22 protein-coding genes are annotated in these 15,267 nt (G+C 50.9%); 6 read left to right on the top strand and 16 right to left on the bottom strand.

Going from position 1 to position 15,267, the window contains the following annotated elements; all coding sequences use genetic code 11:
- Window positions 1-382 precede the first annotated feature (382 nt).
- On the top strand, window positions 383-937 hold the full coding sequence (locus ACJTMZ_RS22180) for a gamma carbonic anhydrase family protein (protein WP_003863357.1): 555 nt from the start codon (window positions 383-385) through the stop codon (window positions 935-937).
- Here ACJTMZ_RS22180 and ACJTMZ_RS22175 read toward each other — a convergent pair.
- From ACJTMZ_RS22175 to dprA, 6 genes are read right to left on the bottom strand one after another with little or no spacing between them, the layout of a single operon-like run.
- Window positions 913-1,161 carry a DUF1488 domain-containing protein gene (locus ACJTMZ_RS22175; protein ID WP_015571398.1) on the bottom strand — a complete coding sequence of 83 codons (249 nt, stop codon included), beginning with the start codon at window positions 1,159-1,161 and terminating at the stop codon, window positions 913-915. The genes ACJTMZ_RS22180 and ACJTMZ_RS22175 overlap by 25 nt on opposite strands.
- Window positions 1,158-1,976 (bottom strand): shikimate dehydrogenase, encoded by an 819-nt coding sequence (aroE, locus tag ACJTMZ_RS22170; protein WP_252011183.1) that lies wholly within the window; start codon window positions 1,974-1,976, stop codon window positions 1,158-1,160. The genes ACJTMZ_RS22175 and aroE overlap by 4 nt, the downstream gene beginning before the upstream one ends.
- 4 nt (window positions 1,977-1,980) lie before the next feature.
- On the bottom strand, window positions 1,981-2,553 hold the full coding sequence (tsaC, locus tag ACJTMZ_RS22165; protein ID WP_047364544.1) for an L-threonylcarbamoyladenylate synthase type 1 TsaC: 573 nt from the start codon (window positions 2,551-2,553) through the stop codon (window positions 1,981-1,983).
- Window positions 2,546-3,100, bottom strand: a complete 555-nt coding sequence (locus ACJTMZ_RS22160) for a type I DNA topoisomerase (RefSeq protein ID WP_017383725.1) — start codon at window positions 3,098-3,100, stop codon at window positions 2,546-2,548. Before ACJTMZ_RS22160 ends, tsaC begins: the two co-directional genes overlap by 8 nt.
- Before the next feature lie 26 nt (window positions 3,101-3,126).
- Entirely contained in the window at window positions 3,127-3,600 is a 474-nt protein-coding gene (smg, locus tag ACJTMZ_RS22155; protein ID WP_000460665.1) for a DUF494 family protein Smg, read from the bottom strand.
- Complete coding sequence (dprA, locus tag ACJTMZ_RS22150; RefSeq protein WP_047364542.1) at window positions 3,572-4,696, bottom strand: DNA-protecting protein DprA; 1,125 nt, start codon at window positions 4,694-4,696, stop codon at window positions 3,572-3,574. The genes smg and dprA overlap by 29 nt, the downstream gene beginning before the upstream one ends.
- Before the next feature lie 127 nt (window positions 4,697-4,823).
- On the opposite strand from dprA, the gene def reads away from it, so the two are divergent.
- The 5 genes from def to mscL all read left to right on the top strand — a co-directional run bounded on the left by def (window position 4,824) and on the right by mscL (window position 9,603).
- Complete coding sequence (def, locus tag ACJTMZ_RS22145) at window positions 4,824-5,333, top strand: peptide deformylase (RefSeq protein WP_015571402.1); 510 nt, start codon at window positions 4,824-4,826, stop codon at window positions 5,331-5,333.
- Between the two features lie 24 nt (window positions 5,334-5,357).
- Window positions 5,358-6,305, top strand: coding sequence for a methionyl-tRNA formyltransferase (fmt, locus tag ACJTMZ_RS22140; RefSeq protein WP_047056502.1), 948 nt, complete (start codon window positions 5,358-5,360; stop codon window positions 6,303-6,305).
- A gap of 52 nt (window positions 6,306-6,357) precedes the next feature.
- Complete coding sequence (gene rsmB, locus ACJTMZ_RS22135) at window positions 6,358-7,644, top strand: 16S rRNA (cytosine(967)-C(5))-methyltransferase RsmB (protein WP_047364546.1); 1,287 nt, start codon at window positions 6,358-6,360, stop codon at window positions 7,642-7,644.
- A 22-nt stretch (window positions 7,645-7,666) separates the two neighbouring features.
- A complete protein-coding gene (trkA, locus tag ACJTMZ_RS22130) occupies window positions 7,667-9,043 on the top strand; it encodes a Trk system potassium transporter TrkA (protein ID WP_003863337.1) in 1,377 nt (458 codons plus the stop codon).
- Window positions 9,044-9,189: 146 nt separating this feature from the next.
- On the top strand, window positions 9,190-9,603 hold the full coding sequence (mscL, locus tag ACJTMZ_RS22125) for a large-conductance mechanosensitive channel protein MscL (protein WP_003863335.1): 414 nt from the start codon (window positions 9,190-9,192) through the stop codon (window positions 9,601-9,603).
- Here mscL and ACJTMZ_RS22120 read toward each other — a convergent pair whose 3' ends face one another.
- The 10 genes from ACJTMZ_RS22120 to secY form a co-directional block, all read right to left on the bottom strand.
- Window positions 9,604-9,819: an alternative ribosome-rescue factor A gene (locus tag ACJTMZ_RS22120; RefSeq protein ID WP_017383729.1), complete on the bottom strand. Its 216-nt coding sequence runs from the start codon at window positions 9,817-9,819 to the stop codon at window positions 9,604-9,606.
- Window positions 9,820-9,876: 57 nt separating this feature from the next.
- Window positions 9,877-10,302 carry a Zn(2+)-responsive transcriptional regulator gene (gene zntR / locus ACJTMZ_RS22115; protein WP_003863328.1) on the bottom strand — a complete coding sequence of 142 codons (426 nt, stop codon included), beginning with the start codon at window positions 10,300-10,302 and terminating at the stop codon, window positions 9,877-9,879.
- A 2-nt stretch (window positions 10,303-10,304) separates the two neighbouring features.
- The gene (locus tag ACJTMZ_RS22110) at window positions 10,305-10,673 is read right to left on the bottom strand and encodes a DUF1992 domain-containing protein (RefSeq protein WP_015571405.1); all 369 of its coding nucleotides are present in this window, start codon (window positions 10,671-10,673) and stop codon (window positions 10,305-10,307) included.
- Between the two features lie 107 nt (window positions 10,674-10,780).
- Window positions 10,781-11,164, bottom strand: coding sequence for a 50S ribosomal protein L17 (rplQ, locus tag ACJTMZ_RS22105; protein WP_001216368.1), 384 nt, complete (start codon window positions 11,162-11,164; stop codon window positions 10,781-10,783).
- A 40-nt stretch (window positions 11,165-11,204) separates the two neighbouring features.
- Window positions 11,205-12,194, bottom strand: coding sequence for a DNA-directed RNA polymerase subunit alpha (locus ACJTMZ_RS22100; protein WP_002919219.1), 990 nt, complete (start codon window positions 12,192-12,194; stop codon window positions 11,205-11,207).
- A gap of 25 nt (window positions 12,195-12,219) precedes the next feature.
- Window positions 12,220-12,840 (bottom strand): 30S ribosomal protein S4, encoded by a 621-nt coding sequence (gene rpsD, locus ACJTMZ_RS22095; protein WP_003863314.1) that lies wholly within the window; start codon window positions 12,838-12,840, stop codon window positions 12,220-12,222.
- Between the two features lie 32 nt (window positions 12,841-12,872).
- A complete protein-coding gene (gene rpsK, locus ACJTMZ_RS22090) occupies window positions 12,873-13,262 on the bottom strand; it encodes a 30S ribosomal protein S11 (protein ID WP_003863312.1) in 390 nt (129 codons plus the stop codon).
- A gap of 16 nt (window positions 13,263-13,278) precedes the next feature.
- On the bottom strand, window positions 13,279-13,635 hold the full coding sequence (gene rpsM / locus ACJTMZ_RS22085; RefSeq protein WP_003863308.1) for a 30S ribosomal protein S13: 357 nt from the start codon (window positions 13,633-13,635) through the stop codon (window positions 13,279-13,281).
- 146 nt (window positions 13,636-13,781) lie between these two features.
- On the bottom strand, window positions 13,782-13,898 hold the full coding sequence (rpmJ, locus tag ACJTMZ_RS22080) for a 50S ribosomal protein L36 (protein ID WP_000868187.1): 117 nt from the start codon (window positions 13,896-13,898) through the stop codon (window positions 13,782-13,784).
- A gap of 31 nt (window positions 13,899-13,929) precedes the next feature.
- The gene (gene secY, locus ACJTMZ_RS22075; RefSeq protein ID WP_003863305.1) at window positions 13,930-15,261 is read right to left on the bottom strand and encodes a preprotein translocase subunit SecY; all 1,332 of its coding nucleotides are present in this window, start codon (window positions 15,259-15,261) and stop codon (window positions 13,930-13,932) included.
- Window positions 15,262-15,267: the final 6 nt, after the last annotated feature.

The raw sequence follows: 15,267 nt of genomic DNA, 5'->3' as shown, positions 1-15,267 counted from the left end.
CCATGTCACTTTGAGTGCCCACACAGATTGTCTGATAAATTGTTAAAGAGCAGTTGCGACGCGCTTCAGCGCTCTGTCGCGAGGTGGCGTATATTACGCTTTCCTCTTTCAGAGTCAACCCTGATTTTCAGGATTTTTTCTCTTCAGCCGACCGGGTTGTCTGTGAAGTGATTCACATCCGCCGTGTCGATGGAGGCGCATTATAGGGATCCCAGTTTTTAGCACAAGTATTTTTTAGATCTTTTTTTCCAACTGATGATTTTCCGTTCTTTTCGCTGAAAACCCACCCGATCCGCTTAAAAATTGACGCATTTTGCCTTGCCTCGATCCAGGAATACGATCAAAGTCTTCTTTAATAGCGCTCATCTGTATCGAGGTAGATATGTTTGCAGTATTACGTCCTTATAAAGATCTGTTCCCCCAAAAAGGCGATCGCGTGATGATCGATGCCAGCAGCGTGGTCATTGGTGATGTTCGCATGGCCGATGATGTCAGCATCTGGCCACTCGTCGCGATCCGGGGCGATGTTAACTACGTTGCAATCGGTGCACGCACCAATATTCAGGACGGCAGCGTGCTGCATGTGACTCATAAGTCATCTTATAACCCTGAGGGCAATCCGCTCATCATTGGGGAAGATGTCACCGTCGGTCATAAAGTGATGCTCCACGGCTGCACAATCGGTAACAGGGTTCTCGTTGGGATGGGATCGATTTTGCTGGATGGCGTCATAGTAGAAGATGACGTAATGATTGGCGCAGGAAGCCTTGTTCCGCAAAACAAACGTCTGGAAAGTGGCTATCTCTATTTAGGCAGTCCGGTTAAACAGATCCGCCCCCTAAAAGAGGCGGAGATCGAAGGATTGAAATACTCAGCGAACAATTACGTTAAATGGAAGAATGACTATCTGGATCAGGATAACCAGACCCAACCCTGATCGTCTTCCTGCTGATCGCGGATCAAATCGCTGGCTTCCTCTTCCAGATCCCAGCGATTTTCGCAAAAGACCGCTAACGGATCTGAACCACCAAAGCGCTGATGCAACGTCTCCCCTTTAATCGCACAGGTGAGCTGCATTCCATGCACCAGCACCGGGAAACAAACCGCTTGCTTATTTTCATCCCAGATTTCTCTGTCGGGAAAATGAATCGCCTGATTCATGCCATCAGTTCCTGTTTCAGCTTTTCGATCACCGGTTCTACAGCAGGTAACACGCCATGCCAGAGTAGCACCGCATGAGCCGCCTGCCCCACCAGCATGCCCAGACCATCAGCCACGTGTTTTACCCCCTGTTGTTCGCACCAGGCCAGGAATGGCGTTTTCCCTTTTTGATAAAACATGTCATAGGCGTAGATGTGGGAATGAACCAGGGATGCAGGAATCACCGGGATCTCTCCATTAATACCGCTTGAGGTGGCATTAATCACAAGATCAAATTCGTGGCCCGCGAGATCGTCAAGTGCTACCGCAGTTACGCTGCCTGTGTGTGCGAACAACGCCGCCAGCTCTTCTGCTCTGGAGAAGGTACGGTTGGTGATTGTCACCGCACAATCCAGCGAAAGAAGAGGAAGCAATACGCCGCGCGACGCGCCACCCGCGCCGATCAGCAGGATCCGAAAGCCTGGTTTAATAAACGACAATCGCTCCAGATCGCTGAGTAAACCTATGCCATCGGTGTTATCGCCAAGAAGGCGACCATCTTCAAGCCGCTTAAGGGTATTGACGGCACCAGCGAGCGAGGCACGCTCGGTCAGCTCATCCGCACGCCCGAAAGCCTCTTCTTTAAAAGGCACCGTGACGTTCGCACCTTTACCACCCGCATCAAAAAAGCTATTCAGCGTCGGTATAAATGCATCAACAGGCGCAAGAACCCGACCATACGGGTGATCTATCTGCAATTGCTCTGCAAACAGCTGATGGATCAGAGGCGACTTGCTGTGGGCGATCGGGTTACCAAAAACAGCATAGGTTTCCATAACATTATCCCTGGCGAAAACGTTCGCCGGTCAAGGCATCGCGAATTTCTGACGGGTTAAGACGACCACCGGTTTCACCCACGGCTACAGGGAAATCATTCCCGAACTGCGCCAGAACTTCTTCTGTTGTCCGACAAGGGGGAAGCCCGGTCAGGTTGGCGCTAGTTGAAACCAGGGGTTTACCAAATGCCTGGCATAACTCCACCACCAAGGGATGGTCGGTAACGCGTACCGCGAGTGAATCGAAACGCCCGGTTAACCAGCGCGGCGTTGTCGGTTGTGCAGGGAAAACAAACGTCACGGGACCAGGCCACGCAGAGAAAATGGTTTCCCGCTGTGCAGGCGTCAGCATGGAATCATCAATATAAGGCTTAAGCTGCTCGTAGCTCGCAGCGATCAAAATCAATCCTTTTTCGACAGGCCGCTGTTTTAGCGCCAGCAGACGGTTAACGGCGACTTCGCTGTCAGGATCGCACCCGACCCCGAAAACGGCTTCTGTTGGATAGGCGATGACTTCTTCTTTTTTCAGGATTTCCACCGCCTGCGCGATGGAGCCTGATGGCAGGTTATTATTCACTGATTTGATCCGCCGAAACCGGCTTTCCACATTGTTTACTGGCGCAAAAGCGTTTCAAGCCTTGCGCGGTTTTCTTTTCTATAAGTAACGGATAATCGCAATGAGGGCAGACGCCCGCTACTGGTTTGAAATTGATAACGAACTGGCATTCAGGATAGCGATCGCACGAATGGAAGGTCTTGCCATAACGAGAGCGGCGCTGCACCAATTGACCACGCTGGCACTGAGGGCAGGCAATTGCCGTTTCATCTGGTTTATCAATTTGTTCCGTATGTTCACATTCCGGATAGCGGCTGCATCCGATAAACATCCCGAACCGCCCCTGCCGCAGCGCCAGTTCGCCGCCACAGAGTGGACAAAGCTGTCCCTCCAGAATTTTGACGATATGTCCGTCCGCCTGGCTTTTCAGGGGACGGACATAATCACATTCCGGATAGTGTGAACAACCGAGAAACGGACCGTGTTTCCCGGACCGAATAACAAGTTCAGCCCCACACTGTGGGCAGGGCTCGTTTTTATGCACCGTGAAGAGTGCTGATTTGGCCATAACAACTCTTGTTGCTGCACATAGAATTAATGCAGCATACCTTCATTCACTTCAAAGAGTAATTCTTCCATTTGCTGATAGGCATTTTCACAGCCTGGGATGTTGAACAGAACCATCAGGATCACCCATTTGAGATCTTCCAGTTCAAATTCAGCAGTATCCAGCGCCATGACGCGCTCTATCACCATCTCTCTCGTTTCGAGGTTTAGCACCTGAATCTGCTCGAGGAATAAAATGAATCCCCGGCAGCTGGCATCCAGCCTTTCACACTCTTCAGCTGTATAGATGCGCACAGACAATGGGTCAGAAGCAAGCTGCATCGGTTCGGCGAGGCCGTCCTGATAATCAGCCAACTTATCCAGCCACATCAACGCATTATAAATATCTTCCCGCTCAAAACCTGCGTCGGTCAGATCCCGTGTTAATTTGTCCTGATCCACCTGCATTTCTGCTTCGTTGTGGATGTAAGTCTCAAACAAATACATCAGTACGTCGAACATGGCATGCCCTCCTTAATCGGACATAGCCGCCGGGTACAGCTGCGATCCACCCTGCTAACTCCAGTTCGAGTAGCTGTGCTACCGTTACTGGCACAGGTTGGCCGGCACGTTCAGCGACAACGTCAACAGGTGTTACCTCATCTCCTACGTTAGCCAGGAGCTTGGGAAATGGCAATGCTACTGCCTCCTGATCCGATGAAATATGTCGCTTTTGGAGATCATCCTGCAACCAATGCAATCCATACTGCAAATTTTCCAGGATATCCTCTTTACAGGTCACCAGCGTCGCCCCCTGTTTTATCAGCCAGTGAGGGCCTTCGCAGCCAGGGTTCCCCAACGGGCCGGGTAGCGCAAAAACTTCACGCCCCTGCTCCAGTGCGCACCTTGCGGTAACCAGCGATCCACTCCGAATCGCAGCTTCGACCACCAGCACGCCCTGGCTTAACCCACTGATGATCCGGTTACGCCGTGGAAAGTTACCCGGTCTGGGCGATGTCGAAAGTGAAAACTCAGACACTATCGCCCCCTCTGAAGCGATAAGTTGCTCAGCCAGAATGTGATGACGACGCGGATAGAGACTAAAAAGACCATTGCCAAGCACGGCGACACTTCGCCCTTTTGCTGACAACGCCGCATGATGTGCCACACCATCGATGCCGCAAGCCAGGCCACTGGTGATCGTAAAGCCACATTGGGACAGCTGTTCACTCAGCATTTTCCCCCAACGCTCGCCATACCACGAGGGCGCACGGCTGCCCACAACCGCAAGCTGCATGCTATTAAGCACATCAACGCAGCCTCGCACAAAGAGCGCCCCGGGAAAATCAGGTATAGAACGCAGCAATGGCGGGAAGCGAGGATCATCCGCCGTGAGAAGGTGGTTGTCGGTGTGTTCCAGCCATTCCAGACTACGTTCAAGCTCACTCTCACTGAACGAAAAAAACTTTACGGCATGTTTGGGCAAAAGCCCTGACGCGTTGACAGCTTCAGCATCGACGGTTGCCTGGCGAAGCAGCCTCTGCGCAATCTCCAGCATCGCGTCACCGTATAACGACCCGATGTTTATAAGCCGTAACCATATCTCTGTGGACGTCATCTTTTTCCCTGCCATAAGCAGCCTCAGCAATCTTTGCGATTGGTCACTGATGCTGTCAATCGACCGGGGATTTGTCTAGAATAGAAGTAATATTCTTATCAACTCCTGAACACGACTCTGGAAATTTATGGCAGTTTTGCAAGTGTTACATATTCCTGACGAGCGCCTTCGCATCGTCGCGGAACCGGTTAAAGAAGTGAATGCAGAAATTCAGCGTATCGTCGATGATATGTTCGATACCATGTACGCTGAAGAAGGCATTGGCCTTGCCGCGACCCAGGTAGACATTCACAAACGTATTATTGTGATCGACGTTTCTGAAAATCGTGATGAGCGCCTGGTGCTGATCAACCCTGAGATGCTGGAAAAAAGCGGCGAAACAGGTATTGAGGAAGGCTGTCTGTCTATCCCTGAACAGCGCGCTTTGGTGCCACGTGCCGAAAAAGTTAAAATCCGTGCACTGGATCGTGACGGCAATCCGTTTGAGCTGGAAGCCGACGATCTGCTGGCGATTTGTATTCAGCATGAGATGGATCACCTGGTCGGTAAGCTGTTTATCGATTACCTCTCACCGCTGAAGCAACAGCGTATTCGTCAGAAAGTTGAGAAACTGGATCGTTTGCGTTCTCGCGCTTAACGCCCCCCGGATACAAGGAATAACGTGTCTACATCACTACGTATAATCTTCGCGGGTACCCCTGATTTTGCAGCGCGTCATCTCGACGCGCTGCTATCGTCTGGTCATCAGATTGTTGGCGTATTTACTCAGCCGGATCGTCCGGCTGGCCGCGGTAAAAAACTGATGCCTGGCCCGGTTAAAGTGCTGGCAGAAACGCATGGTTTGCCGCTTTTCCAGCCTGCATCATTACGACCTCAGGAAAACCAGCAGTTAGTGGCAGACCTGAACGCTGACGTGATGGTAGTTGTGGCTTACGGCCTCATTCTGCCGAAAGCGGTACTCGATATGCCCCGCCTGGGCTGTGTTAACGTTCATGGTTCCTTGCTCCCACGCTGGCGTGGTGCAGCCCCTATTCAGCGCGCTCTGTGGGCAGGCGATGCTGAAACTGGCGTGACAATCATGAAGATGGACGTAGGTTTAGACACGGGCGACATGCTGTATAAACTGGCGTGTCCCATTACCGCAGAAGATACCAGCGCCACGCTGTATGACAAGCTGGCGGATCTCGGTCCGCAGGGGCTGATTGAGACGTTGCAACAGCTTGCTGACAATACAGCGACACCTGATGTGCAGGATGAGGCACAGGTGACCTATGCTGAAAAACTGAGTAAAGAAGAAGCCCGGATCGACTGGTCCCTGTCAGCAGCTCAACTCGAACGCTGTATCCGCGCCTTTAATCCATGGCCGATGAGCTGGTTGATGATTGATGAGCAGCCAGTGAAAGTCTGGAAAGCTTCAGTTATTAACGGCAATACTTCGGCAGAGCCCGGTACGATTATCGACGCCAGCAAAAACGGTATCCAGGTTGCGACCGGAGAAGGGATCCTGAATCTTGAATCGCTGCAACCGGCCGGTAAAAAGGCAATGAGCGCGCAGGATCTATTAAATTCCCGTCGTGAATGGTTCATCCCTGGCAATCGCCTTGCCTGAACAAATTTACTCTTAAGGCCCGGTGTTTCCGGGCATTTTTATTTTTACGGTTATGAAAAGACAAAATCTACGCACTATGGCGGCTCAGGCCGTTGAGCAGGTTATCGAGCAGGGCCAGTCACTGAGTAATGTCCTGCCTCCACTGCAACAAAAGGTTTCCGATAAAGACAAAGCACTGCTTCAGGAGCTGTGCTTTGGCGTGCTGCGCACCCTCTCTCAGCTTGAATGGTTAATTAATAAGCTGATGTCACGCCCGATGAGCGGCAAGCAGCGTACCGTGCATTATTTGATCATGGTCGGTTTCTACCAGCTTCTTCATACCCGCATTCCACCTCATGCTGCGCTGGCTGAGACAGTGGAGGGTGCCGTTTCGATTAAACGTCCCCAGCTGAAAGGATTGATTAATGGCGTGCTGCGTCAGTTCCAGCGTCAGCAGGACGAACTGCTGGCAGAATTTGCGCAAAGCGAAGCGCGCTTCCTGCACCCTGAATGGCTGCTGAATCGCCTTAAAAAAGCCTACCCACAGCAATGGCAAGACATTGCTGATGCCAATAACCAACGTCCGCCGATGTGGTTACGCGTCAATCGTAACCATCATACCCGCGACGCATGGCTGGCCCTGCTGGAAGAGGCCGGAATGAGCGGCTTCACACACGCTGCTTATCCTGATGCGGTTCGTTTAGCCTCCCCTGCACTGGTACATGCATTACCCGGTTTTGAAGAGGGCTGGCTAACGGTACAGGACGCATCCGCTCAGGGCTGCATGACCTGGCTTGAACCGAAAGACGGGGAGCAGATCCTTGATCTCTGTGCAGCGCCAGGGGGGAAAACAACGCATATTCTGGAAGTGGCGCCGCAGGCCAGCGTGATGGCCGTGGATGTTGATGAGCAGCGTCTTTCACGCGTCTATGACAACCTCAAGCGTCTGGGTATGAAAGCTCAGGTTAAGCAAGGCGATGGACGTAAACCCGCAGACTGGTGTGGTGATACCAGGTTCGATCGTATTTTGCTGGACGCCCCTTGCTCAGCAACTGGCGTGATTCGTCGTCATCCCGATATCAAATGGCTGCGTCGCGATCGTGATATCAAGGAGCTTGCCCAGTTGCAATCCGAAATTCTGGATGCCATCTGGCCGCATCTCAAACCCGGCGGAACCCTGGTGTATGCAACCTGCTCTGTTCTCCCGGAAGAGAACAGTCAGCAAATTGCGGCTTTCCTGAAACGCACCCCGGACGCTACGCTGCATGATACGGGAACACCTGAGCACCCGGGTCTGCAAAACCTGCCGGGCGCAGAAGAGGGTGATGGTTTCTTTTACGCTAAGCTAATCAAAGAGTGATGTTGAGAACAGGTCACGAAAGATGAAAATTATCATTCTGGGCGCAGGGCAAGTTGGCGGAACGCTGGCGGAAAATCTCGTGGGCGAAAACAACGATATCACCATTGTGGATACCAATGGCGATCGCCTGCGCGTTTTGCAGGACAAGTTTGATCTTCGTGTTGTACAGGGGCACGGCTCTCACCCACGTGTGCTTCGGGAGGCGGGCGCGGACGATGCCGACATGCTGGTTGCAGTAACCAGTTCTGATGAAACCAACATGGTTGCATGTCAGGTGGCCTACTCGCTTTTCAACACACCGAACCGCATCGCCCGCATTCGCTCCCCGGACTATGTCCGGGATGCGGAAAAGCTGTTTAATTCCGAAGCAGTACCTATCGACCATCTTATTGCCCCTGAACAGCTGGTTATCGACAGTATTTATCGTCTGATTGAGTACCCGGGCGCGTTGCAGGTTGTGAACTTTGCGGAAGGAAAAGTAAGCCTGGCGGTCGTGAAGGCGTACTACGGCGGCCCGCTGATCGGTAATGCCCTGTCGACAATGCGCGAGCATATGCCACATATCGATACGCGTGTTGCGGCGATTTTCCGTCACGACAGACCTATTCGTCCGCAAGGGTCCACCATTGTCGAAGCCGGGGATGAAGTCTTCTTTATTGCGGCTTCTCAGCATATCCGTGCGGTGATGAGTGAACTTCAGCGTCTCGAAAAACCGTATAAACGTATTATGCTGGTTGGCGGCGGTAATATTGGCGCAGGTCTGGCGAGACGGCTGGAAAAAGACTACAGCGTGAAGCTGATCGAACGAGATCAACAGCGCGCGTCGGAGCTGGCTGAAAAGCTTCAGAATACTATCGTGTTTTATGGCGATGCTTCGGATCAGGAATTGCTGGCCGAAGAGCATATCGATCAGGTTGATCTTTTTATTGCCGTCACCAACGACGACGAAGCGAATATTATGTCCGCCATGCTCGCTAAACGTATGGGGGCGAAAAAAGTAATGGTGCTTATCCAGCGTAAGGCTTATGTCGACCTGGTACAGGGTAGCGTAATTGATATTGCTATTTCGCCTCAGCAAGCCACCATTTCTGCCCTGCTAAGCCATGTACGTAAAGCGGATATTGTCGGCGTGTCGTCTCTTCGTCGTGGTGTTGCTGAAGCCATTGAAGCCGTCGCTCATGGGGATGAAACGACGTCGCGCGTTGTTGGTCGCGCGATCGACGAAATTAAACTTCCACCAGGCACCATTATCGGCGCCGTAGTGCGAGGTAACGATGTCATGATCGCCAATGATAATTTACGTATTGAGCAGGGTGACCACGTTATTATGTTCCTGACCGATAAAAAATTTATTACCGACGTCGAGCGTTTATTCCAGCCAAGCCCGTTCTTCCTGTAATGATTTGGGTGCTCAGACGAGAGCACCCAAATATTAACCTTCTAATTTTCATGCCTTTTATTTTTCATAACGATTATTTATCCCCAATGGCAATTAGCTAATCATTTGTTAAACTTATAGGCGTCAGCTGGCACAAGGAGAACATAATGAGTTTTATTAAAGAGTTTCGCGAATTTGCGATGCGCGGGAATGTGGTGGATTTGGCTGTGGGTGTCATTATTGGTGCGGCGTTCGGTAAGATCGTTTCATCATTAGTCGCCGACATTATTATGCCGCCGTTAGGACTGTTGATTGGAGGCATTGATTTCAAACAGTTCGCCTTCACCCTTCGGGAGGCTCAGGGCGATATCCCTGCGGTTGTAATGCACTATGGCGTATTCATTCAGAACGTATTTGATTTCGTGATCGTGGCATTTGCCATTTTCATGGCGATCAAACTTATCAACAGACTTAACCGTAAAAAAGAAGAACCGGCTGCTGCCCCGCCAGCACCAACTAAAGAAGAAGTCTTACTGACTGAAATTCGCGATCTGTTAAAAGAGCAGAACAACCGCGTTTAATCAGGCGACAGAAACAGAAAGGCCAGTGGTAAAAAAGCGATTAGCTTGCTTGCCACTGGCCTCCCAGTTACCCCGTTGTGCATGTTTACCTTTACGTAGATAACTCCCTTTTCCTTTCTTGTTCTTCTCAACACGCTGTCTGAAAAGCGGGTCGTGAAGCAATGCCTCAATGGCGTTATCCTTAATTTGTCCCTTCGTATGCTGATAGCGGCTCATCATTTCTCCTGAGCATAGTTAATGTCGGCGGGAGTCTAGTCCCTGGCTGATAAAAAATCAACAACCCTGAGTTTCACTACTGGCGCCCTGTTCAAGAGCTTCCAGTATTGAGCAATAAACACTGCTATGAGCGGTACCGCAGCACGCGTCATTTAACCTTTGCAGAGATCGCTGCATGGCTTGCAGCTCCTGAATGCGTCCTTCAACTTCATCCAGCCGGGCCTGAACGATGCTTTTAGATTCCTGACACGTATGATGTTCAGGATCGATACGGATCGACAGCAGTTCACGGATCGACTCCAGCGTGAAGCCGAGTTGCCGTGCATAGCGGATAAAACGAAGGCGTTGCAGGTCGTTATCCGTATAAAGGCGAAATCCACCTTCCGTTCTGACCTCATGATCGATCATCTGCTGCTTTTCGTAGTAGCGGATAGTATCCGGCGTTACGTTAGCAAGCTTCGCAAGTTCACCTATGCGGTACATGGCTACTCCTCGTTTATTTTTTGCATTAACCTTTCACTGTACTCACCATGCAAAAAGTTAGTATTCATTCCCGTCTGGCGCAGTTTTAGCTCGATGAGCGCCAACCGACGACTGATCTCGGAGTACCGCGGGTCATTCTTATGAATGCCTTTAAGCAGATCGGCAAGCTCGACGGCTTCATTGCGTTGCTGAAGTTCAGGCGGTAAACAACCTGCGTTTTTCAGTAAGCGATAACCGGCCCGTAATTCAGGGGAAATATGTGAATCATCGTCCAGAATCAGCGGCTCACCGCTGCCGGGAAGATTTTCGAACTCACCTTTGTTTTGGGCATCGCAAATATGGCGTTCAGCCCACTGATCGAGCAACCACATAATGAACTCCAGGGGATGAGCAGAAAAGATACAGACATTGTAGATAAGTGGAGATTCTGCGGATATAAAAAAACCCGCCGAGGCGGGTTTTTTTACGTTACTACAGATTACTCTGCAGCAGCTTCTGCTTTCTCTGAACGATCAACCAGCTCGATGTAAGCCATCGGCGCGTTGTCGCCTGCACGGAAGCCACACTTCAGAATGCGAGTGTAACCACCGGCACGGCTCGCGAAACGCGGGCCCAGTTCGTTAAACAGTTTTGCCACGATCTCGTTATCACGAGTACGGGCGAATGCCAGACGACGATTAGCAACGCTGTCAGTCTTGGCAAGAGTAATCAGCGGCTCAACTACGCGACGCAGCTCTTTCGCTTTAGGCAGGGTCGTCTTGATGATTTCATGACGAACCAGTGAACCTGCCATGTTGCGGAACATAGCCTGGCGATGGCTGCTGTTGCGGTTCAGTTGACGACCACTCTTACGATGGCGCATGACCTTATCCTTCTCAGTAAAACCTTAACCTGTGATCCGGTTACTCGTCAGCAATGCTTGCCGGTGGCCAGTTTTCCAGGCGCATGCCCAGAGACAGACCACGTGAAGCCAGCACGTCTTTAATCTCGGTAAGAGATTTTTTACCCAGGTTCGGCGTTTTCAGCAACTCAACCTCGGTACGCTGTACCAGATCACCGATATAGTGGATAGCTTCTGCCTTGAGGCAGTTAGCAGAGCGGACAGTCAATTCCAGATCGTCAACAGGGCGCAGCAGGATCGGATCGAATTCTGGTTTCTCTTCTTTCACTTCCGGCTGACGTACATCACGTAAGTCAACGAAAGCTTCCAGTTGTTCTGCCAGGATGGTTGCCGCACGACGAATCGCCTCTTCAGGATCGATTGTGCCATTGGTTTCCATTTCGATGACCAGCTTGTCCAGGTCGGTACGCTGTTCTACACGCGCTGCTTCAACATTGTAGGCAATACGCTCTACAGGGCTGTAACATGCGTCGACCAGCAGACGGCCGATTGGGCGCTCATCTTCTTCCGAATGAATTCGGGCAGAAGCCGGCACATAACCACGACCGCGCTGAACTTTGATACGCATGCTAATAGCTGCGTTCTCATCGGTCAGGTGGCAGATCACGTGCTGCGGCTTGACGATTTCAACATCACCGTCGTGGGTGATGTCGGCTGCAGTCACAGGGCCAATGCCAGATTTATTCAGAGTAAGAATAACTTCATCTTTACCCTGAACTCTCACCGCCAGCCCTTTCAGGTTGAGCAGGATTTCAAGGATATCTTCCTGAACGCCTTCTTTGGTGCTGTACTCATGAAGTACACCATCAATCTCAACCTCGGTCACCGCGCAACCCGGCATCGATGAGAGCAGAATACGGCGCAGTGCGTTACCCAGAGTATGGCCAAAGCCACGCTCTAAAGGCTCAAGGGTCACCTTGGCGTGCGTCGAACTCACTTGCTCGATATCTACCAGGCGCGGTTTTAGAAACTCTGTCACAGAACCCTGCATTGTGTCCTCTCTTTGGTACTAAGCTTTACTTGGAGTAAAGCTCGACGATCAGGTGTTCGTTAATGTCCGCAGACAGATCAGAACGTTCTGGCTGACGCTTGAACGTACCTTCCATCTTGCCAGCATCAACTTCCAGCCAGGTTGGCTTTTCACGCTGCTCAGCCAGCTCCAGAGCGGCTTTCACGCGAGATTGCTTTTTCGCTTTCTCACGAATGCTAACAACGTCATTCGCTTTAACCTGATAAGAAGCGATGTTAACAACACGACCGTTTACCATGATTGCTTTATGGCTAACCAGCTGGCGTGATTCAGCACGAGTCGCGCCGAAGCCCATACGGTATACAACGTTGTCCAGACGACCTTCCAGCAGAGCCAGCAGGTTTTCACCTGTGTTGCCTTTCAGACGTGCTGCTTCTTTATAGTAGTTACGGAACTGACGCTCCAGCACACCGTAGATACGGCGAACTTTTTGCTTTTCACGCAACTGCACACCATAGTCAGACAGACGCGGTTTACGCGCACCGTGCTGGCCAGGAGCTTGTTCAATTTTACACTTGGTATCGATCGCGCGAACGCCAGACTTAAGGAATAAGTCGGTGCCCTCACGACGGCTCAGCTTGAGCTTAGGACCCAAATATCTTGCCATTTTCTATCTCCAACTAACCTAAAAAACGAGCGTTATACGCGACGTTTTTTCGGCGGACGACAACCGTTATGAGGGATCGGAGTCACATCAGTAATATTCGTGATGCGGAAACCAGCGGCGTTCAGAGCGCGAACAGTAGATTCACGACCCGGACCCGGACCTTTAACCATAACTTCCAGATTCTTGATGCCGTATTCTTTTACGGCTTCAGCGCAACGCTCTGCTGCAACCTGAGCTGCGAACGGAGTGGATTTGCGAGAACCACGGAAACCGGAACCACCGGCTGTTGCCCAACCCAATGCGTTACCCTGACGATCAGTAATAGTAACGATGGTGTTGTTGAAAGAAGCATGGATATGAGCCACGCCGTCAGAGACTTGTTTTCTTACACGTTTACGTGCACGAACTGGTGCCTTTGCCATTATTCAATCACCCCGATTATTTCTTGATCGGTTTGCGCGGACCCTTACGGGTACGTGCGTTGGTCTTAGTACGCTGACCGCGCACTGGCAGACCACGACGATGACGCAAACCGCGATAGCAACCAAGATCCATCAGGCGCTTGATGCTCATGCTGATTTCACGGCGCAGATCACCTTCAACGACAAATTTGGCAACTTCGTCACGCAGCGTGTCGATTTGTTCTTCAGACAGCTCACTGATCTTAACATCTTCAGCGATACCCGCTGCAGCCAGAATGGCTTTAGAACGGGTCTTGCCGACGCCATAGATCGAAGTTAATGCGATCACAGCATGTTTCTGATCAGGAATGTTAATGCCTGCTATACGGGCCACTATGCACTCCTACTATTTAATATGTACGCACCATGCTGAAAAGCCCGTTTTCAGGATACTCAAATGGAAACGTACAGACATACAAAAGATTGGCTGGCTAATCTAGCCAGCTCAACCCAACTTTGCAAGAAAAATATGCGAAATAATCAGCCTTGGCGCTGTTTATGCTTCGGCTCGGCACTGCAAATCACACGGATGACACCATCACGCTTAACGATTTTGCAGTTACGGCATAATTTCTTGACGGAAGCACGAACTTTCATTTTTACTCTCCGTAACTTCTCAGGCGACCAGTTAGCGGCCGTAGCCTTTCAGGTTCGCCTTCTTCAATGCAGACTCATACTGACTGGACATCATCAGAGTTTGCACTTGAGCCATAAAGTCCATAATCACGACCACAACGATAAGCAGTGAGGTCCCACCGAAGTAGAACGGTACTTTCATTGCATCACGCATGAACTCCGGGATCAGGCAGATAAAAGTAATATAAAGCGCACCAACCAAAGTCAGGCGAGTCATTACTTTATCGATATACTTCGCCGTTTGCTCTCCCGGACGAATTCCTGGTACAAATGCACCGGACTTCTTCAGGTTATCTGCTGTTTCACGCGGGTTGAAGACCAACGCCGTGTAGAAGAAACAGAAGAAGATGATCGCAGACGCATAGAGTAACACATAAAGTGGTTGCCCAGGCTGCAAATACAGCGAAATTGTTGTCAGCCAGTTCCAACCAGTACCGCCCCCGAACCATGACGCGATGGTTGCCGGGAACAGAATAATACTGGAAGCGAAGATAGCCGGGATAACCCCCGCCATATTCACTTTCAGCGGTAAATGTGTGCTCTGTGCAGCATAGACACGACGACCCTGCTGACGTTTAGCGTAGTTCACCACAATGCGGCGTTGACCACGTTCAACGAAGACAACAAAGAACGTCACTGCAAATACTAATACTGCAACCAACAGCAACAGGAGGAAGTGCAGGTCGCCTTGACGCGCTTGCTCGATAGTATGGGCGATGGCCGGCGGGAGACCCGCAACGATACCGGCGAAGATAATGATTGAGATACCGTTACCGATACCTCGTTCAGTAATCTGTTCGCCGAGCCACATCAGGAACATGGTCCCTGTGACCAGACTTACAACAGCGGTGAAATAGAATGCAAAGCCTGGGTTTAATACCAGACCTTGCATACCAGGCATATTCGGAAGACCGGTAGCAATACCGATCGACTGGAATATTGCCAGCACCAGAGTGCCGTAACGGGTGTACTGGCTAATCTTACGACGTCCAGACTCCCCTTCTTTCTTCAACTCTGCCAGGGCCGGATGAACGACCGTCAGCAGCTGGATAATAATCGATGCCGAAATGTACGGCATAATACCCAGTGCGAAAATAGAAGCACGGCTGAGAGCACCACCAGAGAACATGTTGAACATTTCAATGATGGTGCCTCGCTGTTGCTCAAGCAGTTTGGCAAGTACAGCGGCATCAATACCAGGGATCGGAATAAAAGAGCCAATACGGAACACAATCAGCGCGCCGATTACAAACAGCAGTCTGCGTTTCAGCTCGCCAAATCCACCTTTGGCACTTTGAAAATCTAATCCCGGTTGCTTAGCCATCTGCTA

Source organism: Enterobacter sp. DN (assembly GCF_046054285.1).
GTDB classification, from domain to species: Bacteria; Pseudomonadota; Gammaproteobacteria; order Enterobacterales; family Enterobacteriaceae; genus Enterobacter; species Enterobacter hormaechei_C.
The sequence above is the reverse complement of the archived record's forward strand: the minus strand, read 5'-3'. Positions and strand labels throughout refer to the sequence as shown.